Annotated in this window: 21 protein-coding genes; 8 read left to right on the top strand and 13 right to left on the bottom strand. The window is 66.6% G+C overall.

From position 1 onward, the window contains the following. Positions 1 to 105: 105 nt before the first annotated feature. The 4 genes from J8I33_RS19435 to J8I33_RS19420 all read right to left on the bottom strand — a co-directional run bounded on the left by J8I33_RS19435 (position 106) and on the right by J8I33_RS19420 (position 2,374). Complete coding sequence (locus J8I33_RS19435) at positions 106 to 552, bottom strand: hypothetical protein (RefSeq protein WP_050014031.1); 447 nt, start codon at positions 550 to 552, stop codon at positions 106 to 108. 233 nt (positions 553 to 785) lie between these two features. Beyond that, positions 786 to 1,373 (bottom strand): hypothetical protein, encoded by a 588-nt coding sequence (locus J8I33_RS19430; RefSeq protein ID WP_235356219.1) that lies wholly within the window; start codon positions 1,371 to 1,373, stop codon positions 786 to 788. Between the two features lie 35 nt (positions 1,374 to 1,408). Continuing rightward, a complete protein-coding gene (locus J8I33_RS19425; RefSeq protein ID WP_050014033.1) occupies positions 1,409 to 1,702 on the bottom strand; it encodes a RebB family R body protein in 294 nt (97 codons plus the stop codon). A 114-nt stretch (positions 1,703 to 1,816) separates the two neighbouring features. After that, complete coding sequence (locus J8I33_RS19420; protein ID WP_050014034.1) at positions 1,817 to 2,374, bottom strand: sigma-70 family RNA polymerase sigma factor; 558 nt, start codon at positions 2,372 to 2,374, stop codon at positions 1,817 to 1,819. A 272-nt stretch (positions 2,375 to 2,646) separates the two neighbouring features. Between J8I33_RS19420 and J8I33_RS19415 the strand changes: the two genes are divergently transcribed. Further along, a complete protein-coding gene (locus tag J8I33_RS19415) occupies positions 2,647 to 3,456 on the top strand; it encodes a Crp/Fnr family transcriptional regulator (RefSeq protein WP_245172232.1) in 810 nt (269 codons plus the stop codon). Between the two features lie 81 nt (positions 3,457 to 3,537). Here J8I33_RS19415 and J8I33_RS19410 read toward each other — a convergent pair whose 3' ends face one another. From J8I33_RS19410 to J8I33_RS19390, 5 genes are all read right to left on the bottom strand, one after another. Continuing rightward, positions 3,538 to 3,864 carry a RebB family R body protein gene (locus tag J8I33_RS19410; RefSeq protein WP_050014036.1) on the bottom strand — a complete coding sequence of 109 codons (327 nt, stop codon included), beginning with the start codon at positions 3,862 to 3,864 and terminating at the stop codon, positions 3,538 to 3,540. A gap of 177 nt (positions 3,865 to 4,041) precedes the next feature. Then, complete coding sequence (locus J8I33_RS19405; RefSeq protein WP_089490310.1) at positions 4,042 to 4,416, bottom strand: RebB family R body protein; 375 nt, start codon at positions 4,414 to 4,416, stop codon at positions 4,042 to 4,044. A gap of 148 nt (positions 4,417 to 4,564) precedes the next feature. After that, complete coding sequence (locus tag J8I33_RS19400; protein WP_050014037.1) at positions 4,565 to 4,897, bottom strand: RebB family R body protein; 333 nt, start codon at positions 4,895 to 4,897, stop codon at positions 4,565 to 4,567. A gap of 79 nt (positions 4,898 to 4,976) precedes the next feature. Beyond that, entirely contained in the window at positions 4,977 to 5,618 is a 642-nt protein-coding gene (locus tag J8I33_RS19395; protein WP_209938756.1) for a hypothetical protein, read from the bottom strand. Between the two features lie 344 nt (positions 5,619 to 5,962). Beyond that, entirely contained in the window at positions 5,963 to 6,889 is a 927-nt protein-coding gene (locus tag J8I33_RS19390) for a DUF6396 domain-containing protein (protein ID WP_245172230.1), read from the bottom strand. A 215-nt stretch (positions 6,890 to 7,104) separates the two neighbouring features. On the opposite strand from J8I33_RS19390, the gene J8I33_RS19385 reads away from it, so the two are divergent. Then, positions 7,105 to 7,260, top strand: a complete 156-nt coding sequence (locus tag J8I33_RS19385) for a hypothetical protein (RefSeq protein WP_162838121.1) — start codon at positions 7,105 to 7,107, stop codon at positions 7,258 to 7,260. A gap of 209 nt (positions 7,261 to 7,469) precedes the next feature. After that, complete coding sequence (gene trpS, locus J8I33_RS19380; RefSeq protein WP_209938749.1) at positions 7,470 to 8,483, top strand: tryptophan--tRNA ligase; 1,014 nt, start codon at positions 7,470 to 7,472, stop codon at positions 8,481 to 8,483. A gap of 9 nt (positions 8,484 to 8,492) precedes the next feature. Here trpS and J8I33_RS19375 read toward each other — a convergent pair whose 3' ends face one another. The 4 genes from J8I33_RS19375 to J8I33_RS19360 form a co-directional block, all read right to left on the bottom strand. Continuing rightward, the gene (locus J8I33_RS19375) at positions 8,493 to 8,906 is read right to left on the bottom strand and encodes a VOC family protein (RefSeq protein ID WP_209938742.1); all 414 of its coding nucleotides are present in this window, start codon (positions 8,904 to 8,906) and stop codon (positions 8,493 to 8,495) included. Between the two features lie 93 nt (positions 8,907 to 8,999). Further along, entirely contained in the window at positions 9,000 to 9,920 is a 921-nt protein-coding gene (locus J8I33_RS19370) for a bestrophin family ion channel (protein ID WP_089490307.1), read from the bottom strand. Between the two features lie 117 nt (positions 9,921 to 10,037). Further along, a complete protein-coding gene (cydB, locus tag J8I33_RS19365) occupies positions 10,038 to 11,045 on the bottom strand; it encodes a cytochrome d ubiquinol oxidase subunit II (RefSeq protein ID WP_050014042.1) in 1,008 nt (335 codons plus the stop codon). 2 nt (positions 11,046 to 11,047) lie between these two features. Continuing rightward, complete coding sequence (locus J8I33_RS19360; RefSeq protein ID WP_050014043.1) at positions 11,048 to 12,448, bottom strand: cytochrome ubiquinol oxidase subunit I; 1,401 nt, start codon at positions 12,446 to 12,448, stop codon at positions 11,048 to 11,050. Between the two features lie 423 nt (positions 12,449 to 12,871). Here J8I33_RS19360 and fdhD point away from each other — a divergent pair, with 423 nt between their 5' ends. The 5 genes from fdhD to moaD all read left to right on the top strand — a co-directional run bounded on the left by fdhD (position 12,872) and on the right by moaD (position 17,226). Next, a complete protein-coding gene (fdhD, locus tag J8I33_RS19355; RefSeq protein WP_209938740.1) occupies positions 12,872 to 13,744 on the top strand; it encodes a formate dehydrogenase accessory sulfurtransferase FdhD in 873 nt (290 codons plus the stop codon). Beyond that, positions 13,741 to 14,955, top strand: coding sequence for a gephyrin-like molybdotransferase Glp (glp, locus tag J8I33_RS19350; protein WP_209938738.1), 1,215 nt, complete (start codon positions 13,741 to 13,743; stop codon positions 14,953 to 14,955). Before fdhD ends, glp begins: the two co-directional genes overlap by 4 nt. A 217-nt stretch (positions 14,956 to 15,172) precedes the next feature. After that, a complete protein-coding gene (gene moaA / locus J8I33_RS19345; protein ID WP_209938736.1) occupies positions 15,173 to 16,297 on the top strand; it encodes a GTP 3',8-cyclase MoaA in 1,125 nt (374 codons plus the stop codon). Positions 16,298 to 16,344: 47 nt separating this feature from the next. After that, positions 16,345 to 16,917, top strand: coding sequence for a molybdenum cofactor biosynthesis protein MoaE (locus J8I33_RS19340; RefSeq protein WP_050014047.1), 573 nt, complete (start codon positions 16,345 to 16,347; stop codon positions 16,915 to 16,917). Positions 16,918 to 16,968: 51 nt separating this feature from the next. Further along, entirely contained in the window at positions 16,969 to 17,226 is a 258-nt protein-coding gene (gene moaD / locus J8I33_RS19335; RefSeq protein WP_050014048.1) for a molybdopterin converting factor subunit 1, read from the top strand. Positions 17,227 to 17,418 lie beyond the last annotated feature (192 nt).

Below are 17,418 nucleotides of genomic sequence, written 5' to 3'. Positions count from 1 at the left end.
GCGTGGCGCGAAACGAGGTTTTTTGTTGGCGTTGACGAACAAAAAGCTGGGACGGGGCCGGCGCCCGCGCGCATCGCGGGCACCGGTTTCGACGGATCGTGCCGGCTACACGTTGGTCCACGCGGCGGTGCCCTTCTGATACTGCATCACGCCGCCGTCGAGCCGCACCCGCAGGTTGCCGTCGGGCACCTGCACCCAATTGGTCATGCCGAGGCTCATCATCAGCGCGACGAAGAAATCCTGCACCTCCGGCGACACGTTGGCCTGCCAGACGTCGATGCGCCCGAGGCACGCACGCATGTTGCCGCTCTGCTGCATGATCGTCTCGACCTGTCCGGCGACATCCGCCGCCGTGTCGTAGACCTTCGTGCCGCCGTCGCCGACGATCGACAGATGGATGCCGCGCACCAACGTCGGCTGGCCCGGCGTCTGCTCGACGAGCGCGATGCAGCTCGTCATCGCGCCGAAATCGATTTCCGTCGCATCGCCCCATTTGCGCTCGCCAACCCGCAGCGGCGCGGCACCGTGTGCGTTCTGAATGATGTAAGACATGGGTTCCTCACATGATTGGACTGGACTGCCGGTAGCAGGCGCGACGCGTTCGACCACGAACGTGCATCGCGCCCGCCGCTCACATCCCGCATCGGGCCTGACGGCCCGGCGGGTCGTGTCGATGGAGACTGTTTCGCCCGCTGCACGCGTGGCCCGCGATTGCGCCGCGGTTCTCGACGCATGATCGCCCGCGACGTTCCTATCGACGCCGCGCCCGACGTGCGTGACGTGTCTCAGGTGCCCTTCTTGTCGAGCAGCGCCTGATACTTCTGCAGGCTCTCGTCGATCCGGTCGAGCGCGACGCTCGCGGCCTCCCCTTCGATCGCCTCCGCGGCGCCCGCGACGACCGCCGCGGTCGCGACGAACAGGTCCGTCAACAGCAGGCCCACCGCATCCATCGCCATGCCTTTCACGTCCTCGTCGATGGTCTTCTGCGCGAGATCCTTCATCAGCACGCTCTTGCCCGCGATCGCCAGCGACGTCGACGCCTCGAAGTAGTTGGCCGCCGCCTGCGCGACCATGCCGCCGGCCTGCGTGATCATCATGTTCGGGCCGACGGATATCTGCGTCGTCGCGTAGGACGCCGCCTCCGCGTTGATCGCCTGCACCGTCTTCAACGCCGATGGGGCGGCCCCGGTCGTCCCCGCGATCTGGTCCGGCGCCTTCAGCGCGTCGGTGAACCTGCGCAACCGGTTGACCGGCCACGCGCGCTTGCGGGCTGTCGACGTCGCGTCGTGCGGCGCAGCTTCGGCCGCGGCGTCCGCGACGTCGTCCGGTGCTTGCGTCGCGCCTTCTCCGCGTCCATCCAAAAGACCTTTCATGTTCATGGTTCAGGTGTCCCGATAGTCGTCGTGTCCTAGTGCGTGGAACCCGTCGGCGACCCGCCCGCCGCGGGCAGCGACGCGCCGCCCGATGCCGGCTTCGGCGATGCCTCGACGGACAGGATCATCGCCACGGCCTTCGACACGACGGCGTTCGAAATCTGGTTCAACGCCGCCTGCTGCTGGGTCATGTTCTGCGCCGAGATGCCGACGGCCTGGCTGAACATCTGGTAAAGCATGCCCAGCGCCTGGGCCGGCGAGCCCGCGACGACGTTGACGTTGGTCTGCGTCAGCGCATCGGTAATCTGCTCATTGACTTTGTCTGCCACGAGGCCTCCTCGGATCTCGGCTCCGGCATGCGATTGAAGGAACGGGCGGGCCGGCAGGCCATCGACCCCGCGCATGCCGTTAGGAACGCTGCGTGCCGGCATTCGTGAACGCGCTCACGCGAGTTCCTCGCGCAACTTCTTGCGCAGCAGCTCGACGCGCTTTCTGGCCAGCGGCTCGTTGATCCCGAGCGTCGCGGCGATGTGGAAATACGGCCGGTCCTCCTCGAACTTCAGCGTGAACAGCATCTGCTGCTGCGGCGAGAGCACCGACAGCGCCTGTTCGAGACGCAGCAGCTGTTGCCGCAGCAGCAGTTGCTGCTCGACCGACGGCGCGTGGCCGGCCAGCTCGACGGCGTGATCGTCGTCCCACGCCGGGTCGAATTCGAGCATGCCGCTTTCGCGCAGGCGGCGGCGCGCGCCATCGAGGAACGCGTGGTTCAGCACCAGGAAGAGAAACCCGGCCAGGTTCTGAACGCGCCCGGGCGAACGCTGCAGGTAAATGTGGACCTTGAGGGCGGTGTCGGACAGCAATTCGTCGGCGCGGTGAATATCGCCCTTGCACAACAGGCGCGCGCGACGCCGCAATTTCCCCTGCATTTCGCGCCACGTGCGATCGAGCTGCTGCGCCGGAGACTCGGGCGCGGCGGCAGCGTGCTGGTTCGAGGTTGTCATCCCGTGTCTTCCTTTTTTATGGAAAACACAGAATCGATTCGATCCCGGGAATGGCGCTGTTACCCGCGTAACACCGCTATAACGATAATCGGAACCGGTAAATTTTCTTGATTATTGTGAACAGAAACATTAATCCCCCGGCATACTCCGATCCGTCGTTTCAGGTGCGTCGCCCGGCCTGAATTACGGCATTGCGATGAAAGAAAACGACTGCCGTCGCGCAGCGTTCGCGAGCCGGCACAAGGCAGTCCACGTCGCGCAGCCATGCGCCGTTGTCGCCGACGTGCCGCCATATCGGGACGGCCCGCCGATTATCCCGATATTTTCGTTCTGCATTCTTCACGCCATGCCGAAGGCAGCGTTTTTCGCTAGGTGGCCGCATCGTCAAACAACCTCGCGCGGAAAACATGCCTGCCCTTGCCCACGCTCCAACGTTGCGCAACATACCGATACTCGCCGGTCTCCCGGAAAGTCTGATCGTCCATATCGAGCGGCATGCCACGCCCTGGCCCGAACACGGCAATCGCCTGTTGTTCTTCAAGGGCGATCCGGGGGATTTCGTCGCGTTCGTGCATCGCGGCCGCGTCTACAAGACGCTGCACGAACCCGGCGGGCGCGAGATCATTCTCGGCCACTCGATGCCCGGCGAACTCATCGGCGAAAACACGCTGATTCGCGCACACCGGCGCAACTTCACCGCCCAGTTGAGCCCCGACTGCCGCATTTCGGTGTTGCATCGCCAGTACTTCACGCCGCTGCTGGCGAACGCGGAATTCATGGGACGCATCCATGAGCAGCTGTGCCGGCATATCCAGCAGTTGAGCGATTTCGTCGAATCGGCATGCCTGTACCGCGTCGAAGCCCGGCTCGCGCGCCATCTGCTGAACCGCATGCAAGGGGACGGTCTCGAGGTGCCGCTGCCGGAGAACCAGAGCATCCTCGCGGCGATGCTCAACGTCAGCCGGCCGCGACTGAACAGCAGCCTGCAGAAGATGCAGCGCGACGGCCTGATCCGGCTGCACGAGCATGGTGTGACGATCGAGAAACCGGAGCAGCTCCGGACGATCGTCGATGCCAATTGAAGGCCGGCACGCCCGTGAGCCGGGCGGTGCCGTCGGCGGACGAAAGCCGCCTGCGCGGGTGGGGGCCGCGCGTCGCGCAGGTCAGCCGCGCCAGTGGCCGATGGCGTTCATCAACTGCGCGACCGCGGCCAGTTGCGACGCAACGCTGTCGTTCGCCGAGCGCGCCGCGCCAGCCGCCGCTGCCGCCGGCGACCCGGCATAGAGCTGCATGACGCCGACGGTCGTCGCGGCAAGGTTGGACATCGCCTGGTTCGCCTGCATCTGCACGGCGTTGTGCAGCAGGATCGCGGACGCATGACTGTTCGACTGCATGAGCGTGCCCAAGGCCACGGCGGGCGCTTCGCCCACCACCTTGACGTTGGCTTGCGTGACCGCGTCGGTCATCGCGGGAGAAACCTGTTCCGGCATGTCGTTGCTCCTGGTTGGCTCGCCGCTGCGGCGCTGTCACGGCGAAAGCATGAATAGGTCGGTCGGCGCCGATACGCGGCACCGGGGCCCGCTTGCGCGGGCGGGTCGACACGGCGTCCGACGCCGGGCGGCAGCGCCCGATGGGAGCCACCGCCCGGCGTCCGCGCCAGTGACGCGTCAGGCCAGCGCCTTGCCGAGCGCGAGCACGTCGGCCAGCACGGACAGCACGCCGTTCGAGCCGATTTCCGTCGCGGACGCGCCGGCGCTCGCCGGCCCGAGCGTGTACAGCTGCATCGTGCCAACGTTCGTCGAGGTCGGCAGTTGCACCGCGGCCTGCGACTGCTGCTGCACCGCGTTCTCGAACAACACGCTCAGCGAATGGCTCTGGGCCTGGTACAGCGAGCCCGTTGCCATCGCAGGCGCTTCGCCGACCACCTTGACGTTGGTCTGCGTGACCGCGTCGGTGATCGCGGCGTTGACCGCGCATGTCGTGCAGTTGCAGGGGTCTTTCGGGTCCTTCTCGTCTTTCGGGTCGTCTACACCGATAGGCATCGTATTTCTCCTGATTTGCGAACGGGCGCCGCATCGAATCGGCGCTGCCCGTTCTGTCGATTGCTCCGGAACACCGCGCGGCACGGCGGCGGCATCGGCGGCTCGCACCGCTTGCGCCGCCGCTCAACCACGGCGTTGCGATCGTGCGTCAGCCCTTGACTGCCTTCCCGATCGCGATCACGTCGGCCAGAATGGAAATGATCCCGTTCGCGCCGATTTCCGTGGCGGCCGCGCCCGCGCTTTCCGGCCCGATCGTGTAGAGCTGCATCGTCCCCACGTTCGTCGACGTTTGCGACTGGATCGCGGCCTGCGACTGCTGCTGCACCGCGTTCTCGAACAGGATGCTGAGCGAATGGCTCTGGGCCTGGTACAGCGAGCCCATCGCCATTGCCGGCGCTTCCGCGACCACCTTGACGTTGACCTGTGTGACCGCATCGGTAATCGCGGGATTGACCTGGCACACTTGACACGTTTCAGCCATTTGTTGCTCCTTGGTTCACGTAGTTGAGAGGTCGCACACGGGGCCGGCCGGTTTCGCTGTCGGCCGAATGACCCGCGTGCTAATCCATGGACGCTTGGCCGCGCGTATCGTGAACGGCAGCGGTGGGTTCGGTGGGTTCGACCGGGCCGGCGACGATGCTGCGCAACCGGTCCTCCATCGCGTCGAGCCTGACGGCGAGCCCTTCGGCGAGCCCTTCGGCGAGCGCATCGCCGTATTGCCGGAAGCATGTTTCGATTTCCTGGCGGATCAGGCCCGTCAGTTGTTCGCCGATCATCGCCAGCGCCTCGCGGGTGCTGTCCTGGATCTCGGCTGCGCCGGATGCCTGCGCGTCGCCGGCCGGCTCGTGCGCGTCGAGTACGCCCGATACTTTCCGTTGCTCCGACGCCAGCATGCCGAGCGTCGTCTCGTTCTGCGTGTCGATCGTCTGCAGGATGCCGCGCATCTTCTCGTACGCCTTTTGCTGGTTGAGCTGCAGAAAATGCTTGATCTGTTGGCGCGCCTCTTGCCGGGTTTTGAACTGCGGCAAGGGCGCGTTCGCGGTGCGCGCCTGCGCGGCCGGGCCGGCAGCGGGCGCCGACGCGTTTCCTTGCCGGCCCGACAGCCGCTCCAGCAGCGCCTGTTCGTCGGCGGGCTCGAGAGGCCGTCCGAGTCGCTTCTCCGCGAGCTGCCGCAGCAGCGGGTCGAGTGCTTCGTTGCTCATGGCTCACACCTCCTCGAGGTTCACGTGCGACACGGGTACGTGCGGTTCGGGGTTGGATGGACGCCGCGCCACGGCGGCTTGGTCGGCGTGCTGCAACGGATATCGCATGAGGTTCTCCGGGAAAGGGATGTGCGACGGCCTTGCCGGAAATTCGGCAGGACTGCAGCAAGGACGAACCGTGCGAGGGAGATGTGAAGTTGGGCGGCACCGCGCGAGGGCGGCGGGTGTCAGGTGAGCGGGCAACCACCGACAGGGGCGGCCGTCGTTCCCATCTGCGGAGGAACGGCGACCTGCGGCTTCTCCGGCAGCGTCTGGCCACCGGGCACATGTGCGCCGCCCGTACGCTACGACACGGGATGCGGCGCGGGTTTGACCGGCGACACCGGCACGAAAGTCACTGCTTTCGCCGCGTCGATCAACGTCTCCTTGTTCCCGTCCCACTTGGGCAGCTTGGCGGGCGGCAGCGGCACGACCTTGTCCAGATTCGGCAGACGCAGGTCGGGGTCTCGGTCGAGGCGATCGGCAAGGACACTGTAGCGCTCGGCACGGGCCCGATCCTTCACATTGCCGACCACGGGATCGCCATCGTCGAACGCACCGAACAGATAGGCCGCACTTTGGGCATTGCCGAATTTCACGCCTTCATGCAGCGTCTTGAGCGCGCGTTCGTTGTTCTCGCTCAATTCGGCTCGATCGCCCGCGATCGTCGTTCCCAATTCATATGCAGCAAGTCCGTTGCCTTGCGCGACCGCACATTCAAGCATCCGCAGGGCGATCTTGCGGTTGCCCCAGAAGCCCGCCTTCGGGTCGTCATAGAGCGCATCCATCTTGCCGCCCAGATACGCCATCGAACTCGGACTGCCCATATCGGCGGCCAGTTGCCAGAATGCGTAGGCGCGGCTGGCATCCTGCTTCACGCCCATTCCGTCCATATGATACGTGCCCATCAGATCGTAGGCGGCCGGAATACCCAGCTTCATCGCCTGTTCGGTGATCTGAATCGCATGTTCCGAATCACGCTCCACGCCCTGCCCCTGCGCGTACGCATTCGCCAGATTCAGCATGGCCTTCCAGTGCTTGCGCTCGGCCGCTTTCGTCCACAAATCGACAGCGCCCTTGTAATCGCGCTCGTTCGGCCACAACAGCGAACTGGTCAGCGCCATGGCCTGCCGATTCCAGCGATCGGCGTCTGGAACGACAGGAGGAACCACGGCAGCTTCATGCCTGCACTCAAATGCCCCGCGATGCGGATTGAAGGCAGTCAGCGACATCCCTACAATCCTTGACCATGCATACCGCCCCGAACTGGTAGCATGCGCATCGCTTCGCACGAGACGTGCGTTTCAGAATATACGATCGAACCCTTTTTGAGATTCCTGACACCCTGCCCACGGGAAGTCTCGTTGACCCATTCCCGCAACACCCCGGCTCGCCTCGCGCGACCCGTTGCAGTAACCGTTGGAGTGGCGCACCCGCGCCTGCAAGCATGAAGAAATCGAAGCAGCCCACCCATCCCCCTCGCGACAAGGACCGCACGCCGCTCGTACGCGCCGGTGCGTTACTGCTGATGGCCGGCCTGCTGTATCTGTTGTGGCCGTCCGCCGAAACCGCGTACCTCGCGATGGAGTCGGTGATCCGCTGACGCGCACGTCCGCCCGCGCACTACGCTATACTGCCGCGATGGAAACGAAACCCGCCTCGCCGATCGTGCATTGCTGGTGGCGCGCCTGACCCAGGCGGCCCGTTTCCTTTTGCATGTCCCAAACGTGATGCCGCCAGCGATGGCGGCATTTGCGTTTCTGCGATGACATCATGGCTGGCGGCTTCGATAACCCGGAGCCAACGACGACCATGACACGCCCCACCCGCCCGACCATCCTCACTGGCGACCGCACGACCGGCCCGCTGCATCTCGGCCACTACATCGGCTCGCTGCGCGCGCGCGTGCAGATGCAGCACGACGCGACGCAATTCCTGCTGCTCGCCGATACGCAGGCGCTGACCGACAACATGGGCCGCCGCCAGCGCGTCACCGAGAACGTGATCGAGGTCGCGCTCGACTATCTCGCCGTCGGCATCGATCCGGCGATCTCGACGATCGTCGTGCAGTCGCAGGTGCCCGAGCTTGCAGAACTGTCGCAATACCTGCTCAACCTCGTCACGGTCGCGCGCCTCGAACGCAATCCGACCATCAAGGAAGAAATCCGCCTGCGCGGCTTCGAGCGCGACATCCCGGCCGGCTTCCTGACCTACCCGGTGAGCCAGGCGGCCGACATCACCGCGTTCAAGGCGACCCACGTGCCGGTCGGCGACGATCAGTTGCCGATGATCGAGCAGACCAACGAACTCGTGCGCCGCTTCAACGCGACCGTCGATAAGCCGGTGCTGGTCGAATGCGAGGCCGTGCTGTCGGCGGTCACGCGGCTGCCGGGCATCGACGGCAAGGCGAAGATGAGCAAGTCGCTCGGCAACGCGATCACGCTCGGCTCGACGCCCGACGAGATCGCGCAGGCCGTGAAGGACATGTACACGGACCCGAACCACCTGCGCGTGAGCGACCCCGGCCAGATCGAGGGCAACGTCGTGTTCACGTTCCTCGATGCGTTCGAGCCGGACGTGGCGAAGGTCGACGAGTTGAAGGCCCACTATCGCCGCGGCGGCCTCGGCGACAGCGTCGTCAAGCGCGTGCTGAACGAGCGGCTGCAGGCGCTGATCGAGCCGATCCGCGCGCGCCGCCGCGAGTTCGAAGCGGACAAGGCCGAAGTGATGGCGATCCTGAAGCGCGGCACGCTGCATGCGCGGGAAGTGGCGGGGGCGACGCTCGCGGAGGTGAAGGGGGCGATGGGGCTGACGTATTTCGATTGAGCGGCGCCGTCACGACCGCTCCCGCTCCGCGGCCGCCGCGTGACACACGGCCTCCACCCGGTTGCCGGCCGGATCGACCAGAAAAGCCGCGTAGTAGTCGCCGTGGTACTGCGGCCGCAATCCGGGTTCACCGTCGGACTGGCCGCCCGTCGCAAGCCCTGCCTCGAAAAACGCATGCACCTGCTCGCGGGAAGCGGCCTTGAAACACCAGTGCCGCTTGCTCGCCGTAACATCGGCGGGATCCAGATACACCGCGAGAAAGGTCGACTCCGGGTCATTCGCGCTGCAACGTTCGCCATAGCCGAGCGCATTGGGCCGGTCATAGACCTTGGCTGCGCCCAGCGCAGCCATGACGGCATCGTAGAAGGGGCGTGCCTGGTCGATATCCGGCACGCCGATCGACACGTGATCAAGCAATTGCATGGTGCGGGCTCCATTGAACGAGCACGAGTCTACACAACCGCCCCCGCTCGGGCCGAGCAACCTTACCGACGACTACACTACCGACCCCGCCGCCTACGTGATCTGATACGTCGACGCCGGCACGAATTCCTCGGGCATCGGCCGATCGCCGAGTTCGAGCACCGACCGCTCGATCGTGCGCGTGATCGCATCGAGCGCGAGCGCATTCGGCGCAAGGCCGAACGGCTCGGCCACTTCGTTCGCGATCGCCTCGAGCGCGATCAGCGTGTAGGAAATGAACACGCAGATCAGCGGCGTGAAGAACTCCGTCGAATCGACGAGCCCGAACGGCAGCAGCACGCAATACGCATACACGGTGCGATGGAGCAGTACGCTGTACGAAAACGGGATCGGCGTCGACTGGATGCGCTCGCAACCGCCGACCGACTTGCCGAGTGCGTCGAGTTGCGTCTCGAACATCCAGCAGGTCGCGTCGCTGCCGGGCGCGCGCCCCAGCGCACGCACGATGCCGCCGCGCAGTTCGTCGAGGATCGCGACCGGCTTGTAGCATTTGCCGCCGAGCGCGGCCGTGCGCTCCGCGCCGAGAATGCGCTGCAGGTCCGCGCTCGGATCGGTATGGCGCAGTTGATGCTTCAGCGCATACGCGAGCGCGATCAGCAGATCGGCGAGCCGGTTGCGCTCGGCGTCGCTCACGCTGTCGGGCAGGTAGCGATGCAGTTGCGACGTCACGGCGCGTGCGGCGATCAGCAGGTTGCCCCACAGATGCCGCGCCTCCTTGAAGCGCTCGAAGCTCGCGTTGTTGCGAAACCCGAGGAAGATCGCGAGCGCGAGCCCGAACAGCGTGAACGGCGCGGTGTTCAGCGGAATCTTCTCGCCGAAGATTCGGCCGTTCGTGAAGACCGCCAGCGTGCTGACGATCGCCATGAACACGAGCTGCGGAATGATCGACTGCAGCACGGAGCCGTTCCATACGAACAGCATCCGGAGCCAGTTCTGTCGGGGTCGGACGATCATGATGTTTTCTCGACTGGCAAAGGAATAGGGAACCGGAATACGCAACCCGTTGCGCCCGCACCTGATGTGCAACGGCCCGCGCGTGGCGGGCCGCTTTCGCATCGAGTGCCGTGCCGCTCAGTGATAGCCGATGTCGCCCTCGCGCACCTTGCCGCGGAACACGCGGTACTGCATCGCGTTGTACACAAGGATGATCGGCAGCACGATCACGGTGCCGACGAGCGCGAACAACTGGCTCGAATGGCTCGACGACGCATCCCAGATCGACAGCGACGGCGGCACGATGTTCGGCCAGATACTGATCACGAGCCCCGTGTAGCCGAGGAACACGAGCGCGAGCGTCAGCAGGAACGGCGTGGCCTCGTGCGCACGCTTCACCGCGTAGAAGATGCCCCATACGCATGCGACGACGAGGATCGGCACCGGCAGGAACCAGCCGAGGTTGCCGCTGCCGAACCAGCGGTGCGCGACGGCCGGCAGCCCGATCACGGTCCACAGGCTGACCACGCCCATCACCGCGAGCAGCACGCCCGTGAGCGGCTTCATCAGCAACCGCATCTTGCGCTGCAGTTCGCCGTCGACCTTCAGGATCAGCCAGCCGCAACCGAGCGTCGCATAGGTGACGAGCACGCCGATCCCGCACATCATGCTGAACGGCGACAGCCAGTCGAACGGCCCGCCCGCGAACTGGTTGTTCTCGATCTTGATGCCCTGCAGCAGCGAACCGAGCACGATCCCCTGGCAGAACGCGGCGAGCGCCGAGCCGCCGATGAACGCGAGATCCCACATGTGCTGCGTGCGGGTCGCTTTCGCACGCAGCTCGAACGCCGCGCCGCGGAAGATCAGCCCGACCAGCATCAGCACCAGCGGCAGGTAGTTCGCCGGCAGCAGCGTCGAATACACGACCGGGAACGCGCCATAGAGGCCCGCGCCGCCGAGCACGAGGAACGTCTCGTTGCCGTCCCACACCGGCGCGACGGTGTCGAGCATCACCTGGCGCTCGGCCTTCGCATCGAAGAACGGAAACAGCAGCCCGATGCCGAGATCGAAGCCGTCCAGCATCACGTAGATGAATACGCCGAGGCCGATGATCGCGGCCCACACGACAGGAAGATCGATATGCATGATTACTCCGCCTCCGTCACGTTCAGCGGCGTGGACAGCGCGCTCTTGCGCAGCCCCGGATGCCGGTGCAGCTCGATGTAGCCGGCCTGCGCAGCCGGCCCGCGCTTCATCAGTTTCATCATGTAGTAGATACCCGTTCCGAATACGAGGAAATACACGACCACGAAGATCAGCAGCGACACGCCGACCTGTTGCGCGGTGAGCGGCGCGACCGAATCGACGGTGCGCAGCACGCCGTACACGGTCCACGGCTGCCGCCCGACCTCGGTCGTGATCCAGCCGGCCAGCAGCGCGACGATGCCCGACGGCCCCATCGCGACCACGAACCACTGGAACCAGCGCGTCTCGTACAGGCGTCCGCCCTTTCTCAGCAGCAGCCCAAGCAGCGCGGTCAGCAGCATCAGCATCCCGAGGCCGGCCATGATCCGGAAGGTCCAGAAGATGATCGGCGAATACGGGCGGTCCTGCGGCGCGAATTCCTTCAGCCCGCGGATCTCGCCGTCCCAGCTGTGCGTGAGGATCAGGCTGCCGAGGTGCGGCACCTGGATCGCATAGCGCGTGGTTTCGGCCTGCATGTCGGGCAGCCCGACGAGGTTCAGCGCGGTGCCGCCCTTCTCCGTTTCCCACAACCCTTCGATCGCCGCGATCTTCGCCGGCTGGTATTCGCGCGTGTTCAGCCCGTGTGCGTCGCCGACGAAGATCTGGATCGGCGCGAGCACCAGCAGCATCCACAGCGCCATCGAGAAGCTGCGCTTCACCGGCTCGTCGCGGCGCCCCTTCAGCAGGTGCCACGCACCGCAGGCGGCGACGATGAAGCCCGCGACGATGAACGCCGCGATCGTCATGTGCGCGAGACGATACGGAAACGACGGATTGAAGATGATCTTGAACCAGTCGACCGGCACGATGAGGCCGTTCTCGATCTTGTAGCCTTGCGGCGTCTGCATGAAACTGTTCGACGCGAGAATCCAGAACGTCGAGATCAGCGTGCCGACCGCGACCATCAGCGTCGCGAAGAAGTGCGCGCGCGGGCTCACGCGCTGCCAGCCGAACAGCATCACGCCGAGGAAGCCGGCTTCGAGGAAGAACGCCGTCAGCACTTCGTACGTGAGCAGCGGCCCGGTGATGTTGCCCGCGACGCGCGAGAACCCGGACCAGTTGGTGCCGAACTCGTACGCCATCACGACGCCGGAGACCACGCCCATCCCGAAGCCGATCGCGAAGATCTTCGACCAGAACTGAAACATGGACTTGTAGGCGGCGTCGCCGGTGACGAGGTAGCGCCATTCCAGCACCGCCAGGAAGCTCGCCATGCCGATGCTGATCGCGGGGAACACGATGTGGAACGACACCGTGAATGCGAATTGCAATCGGGCGAGATGGAACGCATCGAAGATTTCCATGACCGTAATTTGCTCGTGGTTGTGAGGACGTACGCTCGAAGCAGGAAATCGCGCGACGGCTTGGCGACGACACATGCGAACCCGAACGGCGGCTCGCACGGCATCGAAGCGTGGACGACGATATCGCGTTTGCAACGATACTCGCAATCAATCGAACGTGCGCTGAAACTGTGCTGCTTGCACCGCCGAAGATGTGTGCACGGAAAATAGTTACCATGCCGACGGGACGCTCAGCTGTACTGCTTTTCGTGTGGCGGCGCTGTATCCCGGGCGCACTGTTCACTCCACTTAACATGTTGTCCAACGCCTGCCCGCGGCGGTCGCGCGCCCTTCGCCGCCCGCCCGGCGGCGTCGATTCCCGTGGTTCGGCGCACACGCCGGGCCCGGCCGGCCCGCCGGCCGCCCCGCCCTGGAGAAACCTGCATGGAGTCCTGCATCCGCCGCGACGATCCGACCGGCAGCACCGCGTGTCGGGTGACGCGCCATCGCGCCGGCGACGCGCTCGACACCGTCGATCGCGTCGTCGACGAAACCCCGGTTGCGCTCGTGTTCAACGGCATCTCGCACACGGTCATGATGGCGACGCCGATCGACCTCGACGCGTTCGGCCTCGGCTTCGCGCTGAGCGAAGGCATCGTCGAGCGCGCGTCGGACGTCTTCGACATCGAAAGCGAGTGCCGGTCCGGCAGCGCCGAAGTGCGGCTGACCGTGTCGCAGCAGGCGTTCATGGCGCTGAAGGCCCACCGCCGCGCGCTCGCCGGCCGCACCGGCTGCGGCGTGTGCGGCATCGAAAGCATCGCGCAGCTCGACCTGCACCCGCCGCGTATCGCAGCCGCCGGCACGGCCGCGGGCATCGGCGGCGACGCGATCGCGCGCGCCGCGCGTGCGTTGCCGGCGCGGCAGACGCTGATGCGCGAGACCGGCGGCATCCACGCGGCCGCGTGGTGCGATAACAACGGCGCCGTGCTCGACGTGTGCGAGGACGTCGGCCGCCACAACGCACTCGACAAGCTGATCGGGCAGCGCGCGCGCCGCCGCGCCGACCTGCACGCGGGTTTCGTGTTCCTGTCGAGCCGCGCGAGCTACGAACTGGTGCGCAAGGCCGCGCGGGTCGGCATCCCGATGATCGCGACGATCTCGGCGCCGACGGCGCTCGCGATCGACGTCGCCCGCGAAGCCGGCGTGCGGCTGCTCGGTTTCTGCCGCAACGACGGCTTCGTCGAATACGTGTCGCCCGCGGTCGCTTCCTTCAACTCACCGGCGCCTGCACCGGCGCACCCGGCCCATTCGTCATGAAGCACCTGTCCGATTTCGATACCGCGCAGCAGCAATTCGCCGGCGCGTTCGCGACGCTCGATCGCACCCGGTCCGTGCCGATCGCGCAAGCGGCCGGCCACGTGCTGGCCGCGCCGCTGACGGCCGTGCTCGACCAGCCGCCGGCCGACCATAGCGCGATGGACGGCTACGCCGTGCGTCATACGGACCTCGCGCACGGCGAGCCGCTGCGTGTCGCGCAGCGCTGCTATGCAGGCGATACGCCGGCGCCGCTCGCGCCGCGCACGGCTGCGCGCCTCTTCACCGGCAGCCTGATTCCGCCCGGCGCCGACACCGTCGTGATGCAGGAGCATGCGCACGAACAGGACGGCGGTGTCACGTTCGACGTGCCCCAGCGCAGCGGGTCGCACATTCGCCGCCGCGGCGAGGAAGTGCGTGCCGGCGAGCTGCTCGTGCCGGCCGGCGTGCGGATGGGCGCGATGCACGTCGGCGTGGCCGCCGCGCAGGGGTTCGCGCGGATCGACGTGCGCGCGGCGTTGCGCGTCGGCATCCTGACGACCGGCGACGAGCTGGTCGCGTGCGGCGAGCCGCGCGCGCCGCAGCAGATCTACAACAGCAATGCGCCGATGCTCGCCGCGCTGGTCGCGGGAACCGGCGCCAACGTCGCGATGAGCGTGCACGCGGCCGATACGGCGGCCGCCGTCGATCGGGCGCTGCGCGACCTGCACGCGCAGTGCGACCTCGTGATCTGCGTCGGCGGCGCGTCGGTCGGCGACAAGGACCTGCTGCGCCCCACGCTGGCCGCGCTCGGCGCGTCGTTCGTCGTCGCCGGCGTGCGCATGAAGCCCGGCAAGCCGGTCGCGCTCGCACGGCTCGATACGCGGCCCGTCGTGCTGCTGCCCGGCAATCCGGGCGCCGCGATGACGACGTTCGCACTGTTCGTCGCGCCGCTGATCCGCCGCCTGCAGGGGCGCGACGCGTGCGTGCCGGTCGTGCCGTCGCTGCCGATCGACACCGGCTTCGAGCCGGATGCGCAGCGCGAGCGCTTCGTGCGCGTGCGCTGTACGGTGGACGCAAACGGTGCGCCCGTGCTCGATACGCTGCGTCAGCAAGGCGCCGGCACGCTGCAGTCGCTGGTGCAGGCAAGCGGGCTCGCGCGGCTGCCGGCCGGGCGCACCATCGCGCGCGGCGACGCGGTTCCGTACTACGAATTCGCGCGCTGGCTCGCATGAGCGTGAAGTCGACTCTCCACCCGATACGGCGCGTTCGCCTCGCTCGCCGCGCCTGTCGCGCGTCCCGGGCGGCGAACTGTATTCCTGCGATTCGGGCGCGATTGTGTCTCTGCCGGCCCAACCCGGCGGACTATGCTCACGATGAGGCTCGTCACGACCTGTGCGCCGATACGTCGGCACACGCACGGCCGAGCGGCGACGCCCCTCCGCTTACTACATGCAGGCCGACGACCCGATCGTGAATGCCATCGTTTCCGCCGCGCCGGCCGCCGCCGTTTCATCCGGCGACGCATCGCCCGGTGCTTTCCTCCGCCCGTCCGACACGCTCGGCCGTCCGCTGCGCGACCTGCGCCTGTCCGTCATCGACCAGTGCAATTTCCGCTGCGGCTACTGCATGCCGCGCGAAAGCTTCGGCGCCGACTACGCGTTCATGCCGTCGTCCGAGCGCTTGTCGTTCGCGCAACTGGAAAAGATCGCCCGCGCGTTCACATCGCTCGGCATCGAGAAGATCCGCATCACGGGCGGCGAGCCGCTGCTGCGCCGTCACCTCGAAGCGCTGATCGAACGGCTCGCCGCGCTGACGACCGTCGACGGCAAGCCCGTCGAAATCGCACTGACGACCAACGGCTCGCTGCTCGCCGCGAAGGCGCGCACGCTGCGCGACGCGGGGCTGTCGCGCGTGACCGTGAGCCTCGATGCGCTCGACGACACTGTGTTCCGCCGGATGAGCGACGCCGACGTGCCGGTGTCGCGCGTGCTGGCCGGCATCGAGGCCGCGCACGCGGCCGGGCTCGCGCCGGTCAAGGTCAATGCGGTGATCGAGCGCGGCGTGAACGACGACCAGATCCTGCCGCTCGTGCGGCACTTCCGGCACACGGGCGTGGCCGTGCGTTTCATCGAATACATGGACGTCGGCGGCGCCAGCTTCTGGTCCGGCGACAAGGTCGTGCCGGCCGCGCGGATGCGCGAACTGATCGACGCGCACTATCCGCTCGTGCTCGTCGGCGAGCCGGGGCACGACGCCACCGCGATTCGTTGCGCGCACATCGATGGAGCAGGCGAAGTCGGCTTCATCGCGAGCGTGTCGCATCCGTTCTGCGGCACGTGCTCGCGCGCCCGCGTGTCGGCCGACGGCCAGCTTTATACGTGCCTGTTCGCGACGCAGGGTGCCGACCTGCGGCCGTGGCTCGACGATGCGGCGTCGATCGCCGACCTCGCCACCGCCGTGCGCGAACGCTGGACGCGGCGCGACGACCGCTATTCCGAGCGCCGGGCCGCACGGCCGGCCCGCGCGCCGGGCAAGACCTATCCGACCGTGCGCATGTCGCTCGTCGGCGGCTGAAGGGCCGCCGCGCGACACCGGATGCGCCGCCTACTGGAGAACCTGTCATGACGACTTTCACCGAATCCCGCGCCGGGCTGCCGGACGATCCGCTGCATGCCGGCAACCCCGCGCCGCCCGTCGATGCGGCCGGCACTCAGCCCGAATCGGCGCCCGCGATTGCCGCCGGCTTCGAAGTACGCGTGCAGCATGCGCCGATCGACGCGGGCGCGGAGCTTGCACCGATCGTTCGCAATCCGAATGTCGGTGCTGTCGTGAATTTTCTTGGGGTGGTGCGCAAGGAAGGCGATGTCGACGACGTCGTCGCACTGGAAGTCGAGCATTACCCGACGATGACCGAACAGGCGCTGTGGAGCATCGTCGAGGAGGCGAGCGCGCGCTGGCGGCTCGAAGCGGTCAGGATCGTGCACCGCGTCGGCCGCATTCCGCTCGGCCAGCCGGTCGTCCTGGTCGTGGTGGCCGCCGCGCATCGCGCGTCCGCGTTCGATGCGTGCGAATTCCTGATGGATTTCCTGAAGACCCATGCGCCGTTCTGGAAGAAGGAGATTCGGCACGACGGGGAATCCGGGTGGGTCGAGGCAAAGGCGCACGACGACCAGGCGATGCGACGCTGGGGGTGATTGCGTTCGCTTCGTGTCTCCGATTCCGCTGTTCCTTCTGAAGACAATCCAATGAAACTGACGATCAAATACTTCGCAAGCATTCGCGAACAACTGGCAATCGATGAAGAAGCCGTCGAGATCGATGCCCGCGAACTCACCGTCGACGCGCTACGCGGCACGCTGGCCGCCCGCGACGCGCGCAGTGCGGACGCGCTGCGGATGGACCGCCCCGTACGGGCGGCCGTGAACCTCGAAATGGTGACCGGGGACTTCGTCGTGCGGGAGGATAGCGAGGTCGCGTTCTTTCCGCCGGTGACGGGGGGATGATGCGACGCGCGGGGGTGTGGGCTCGCATGCAGTCATTTCGCCGCGCTCGATGCATCGAGCGCGTAACGGAAGCAGCATGAGTGGGTAACGAAGTGCGCCAAAACGCAACGAAGAACATCGGGTAGGGAGAGGGGTCACCCCCTCAGCCCTCCCACACCACCGTACGTGCGGTTCCGCATACGGCGGTTCATC

Origin of the sequence: Burkholderia sp. AcTa6-5 (assembly GCF_017815075.1) — a bacterium.
Classification (GTDB): Bacteria; Pseudomonadota; Gammaproteobacteria; order Burkholderiales; family Burkholderiaceae; genus Burkholderia; species Burkholderia sola.
The sequence above is the reverse complement of the archived record's forward strand: the minus strand, read 5'-3'. Positions and strand labels throughout refer to the sequence as shown.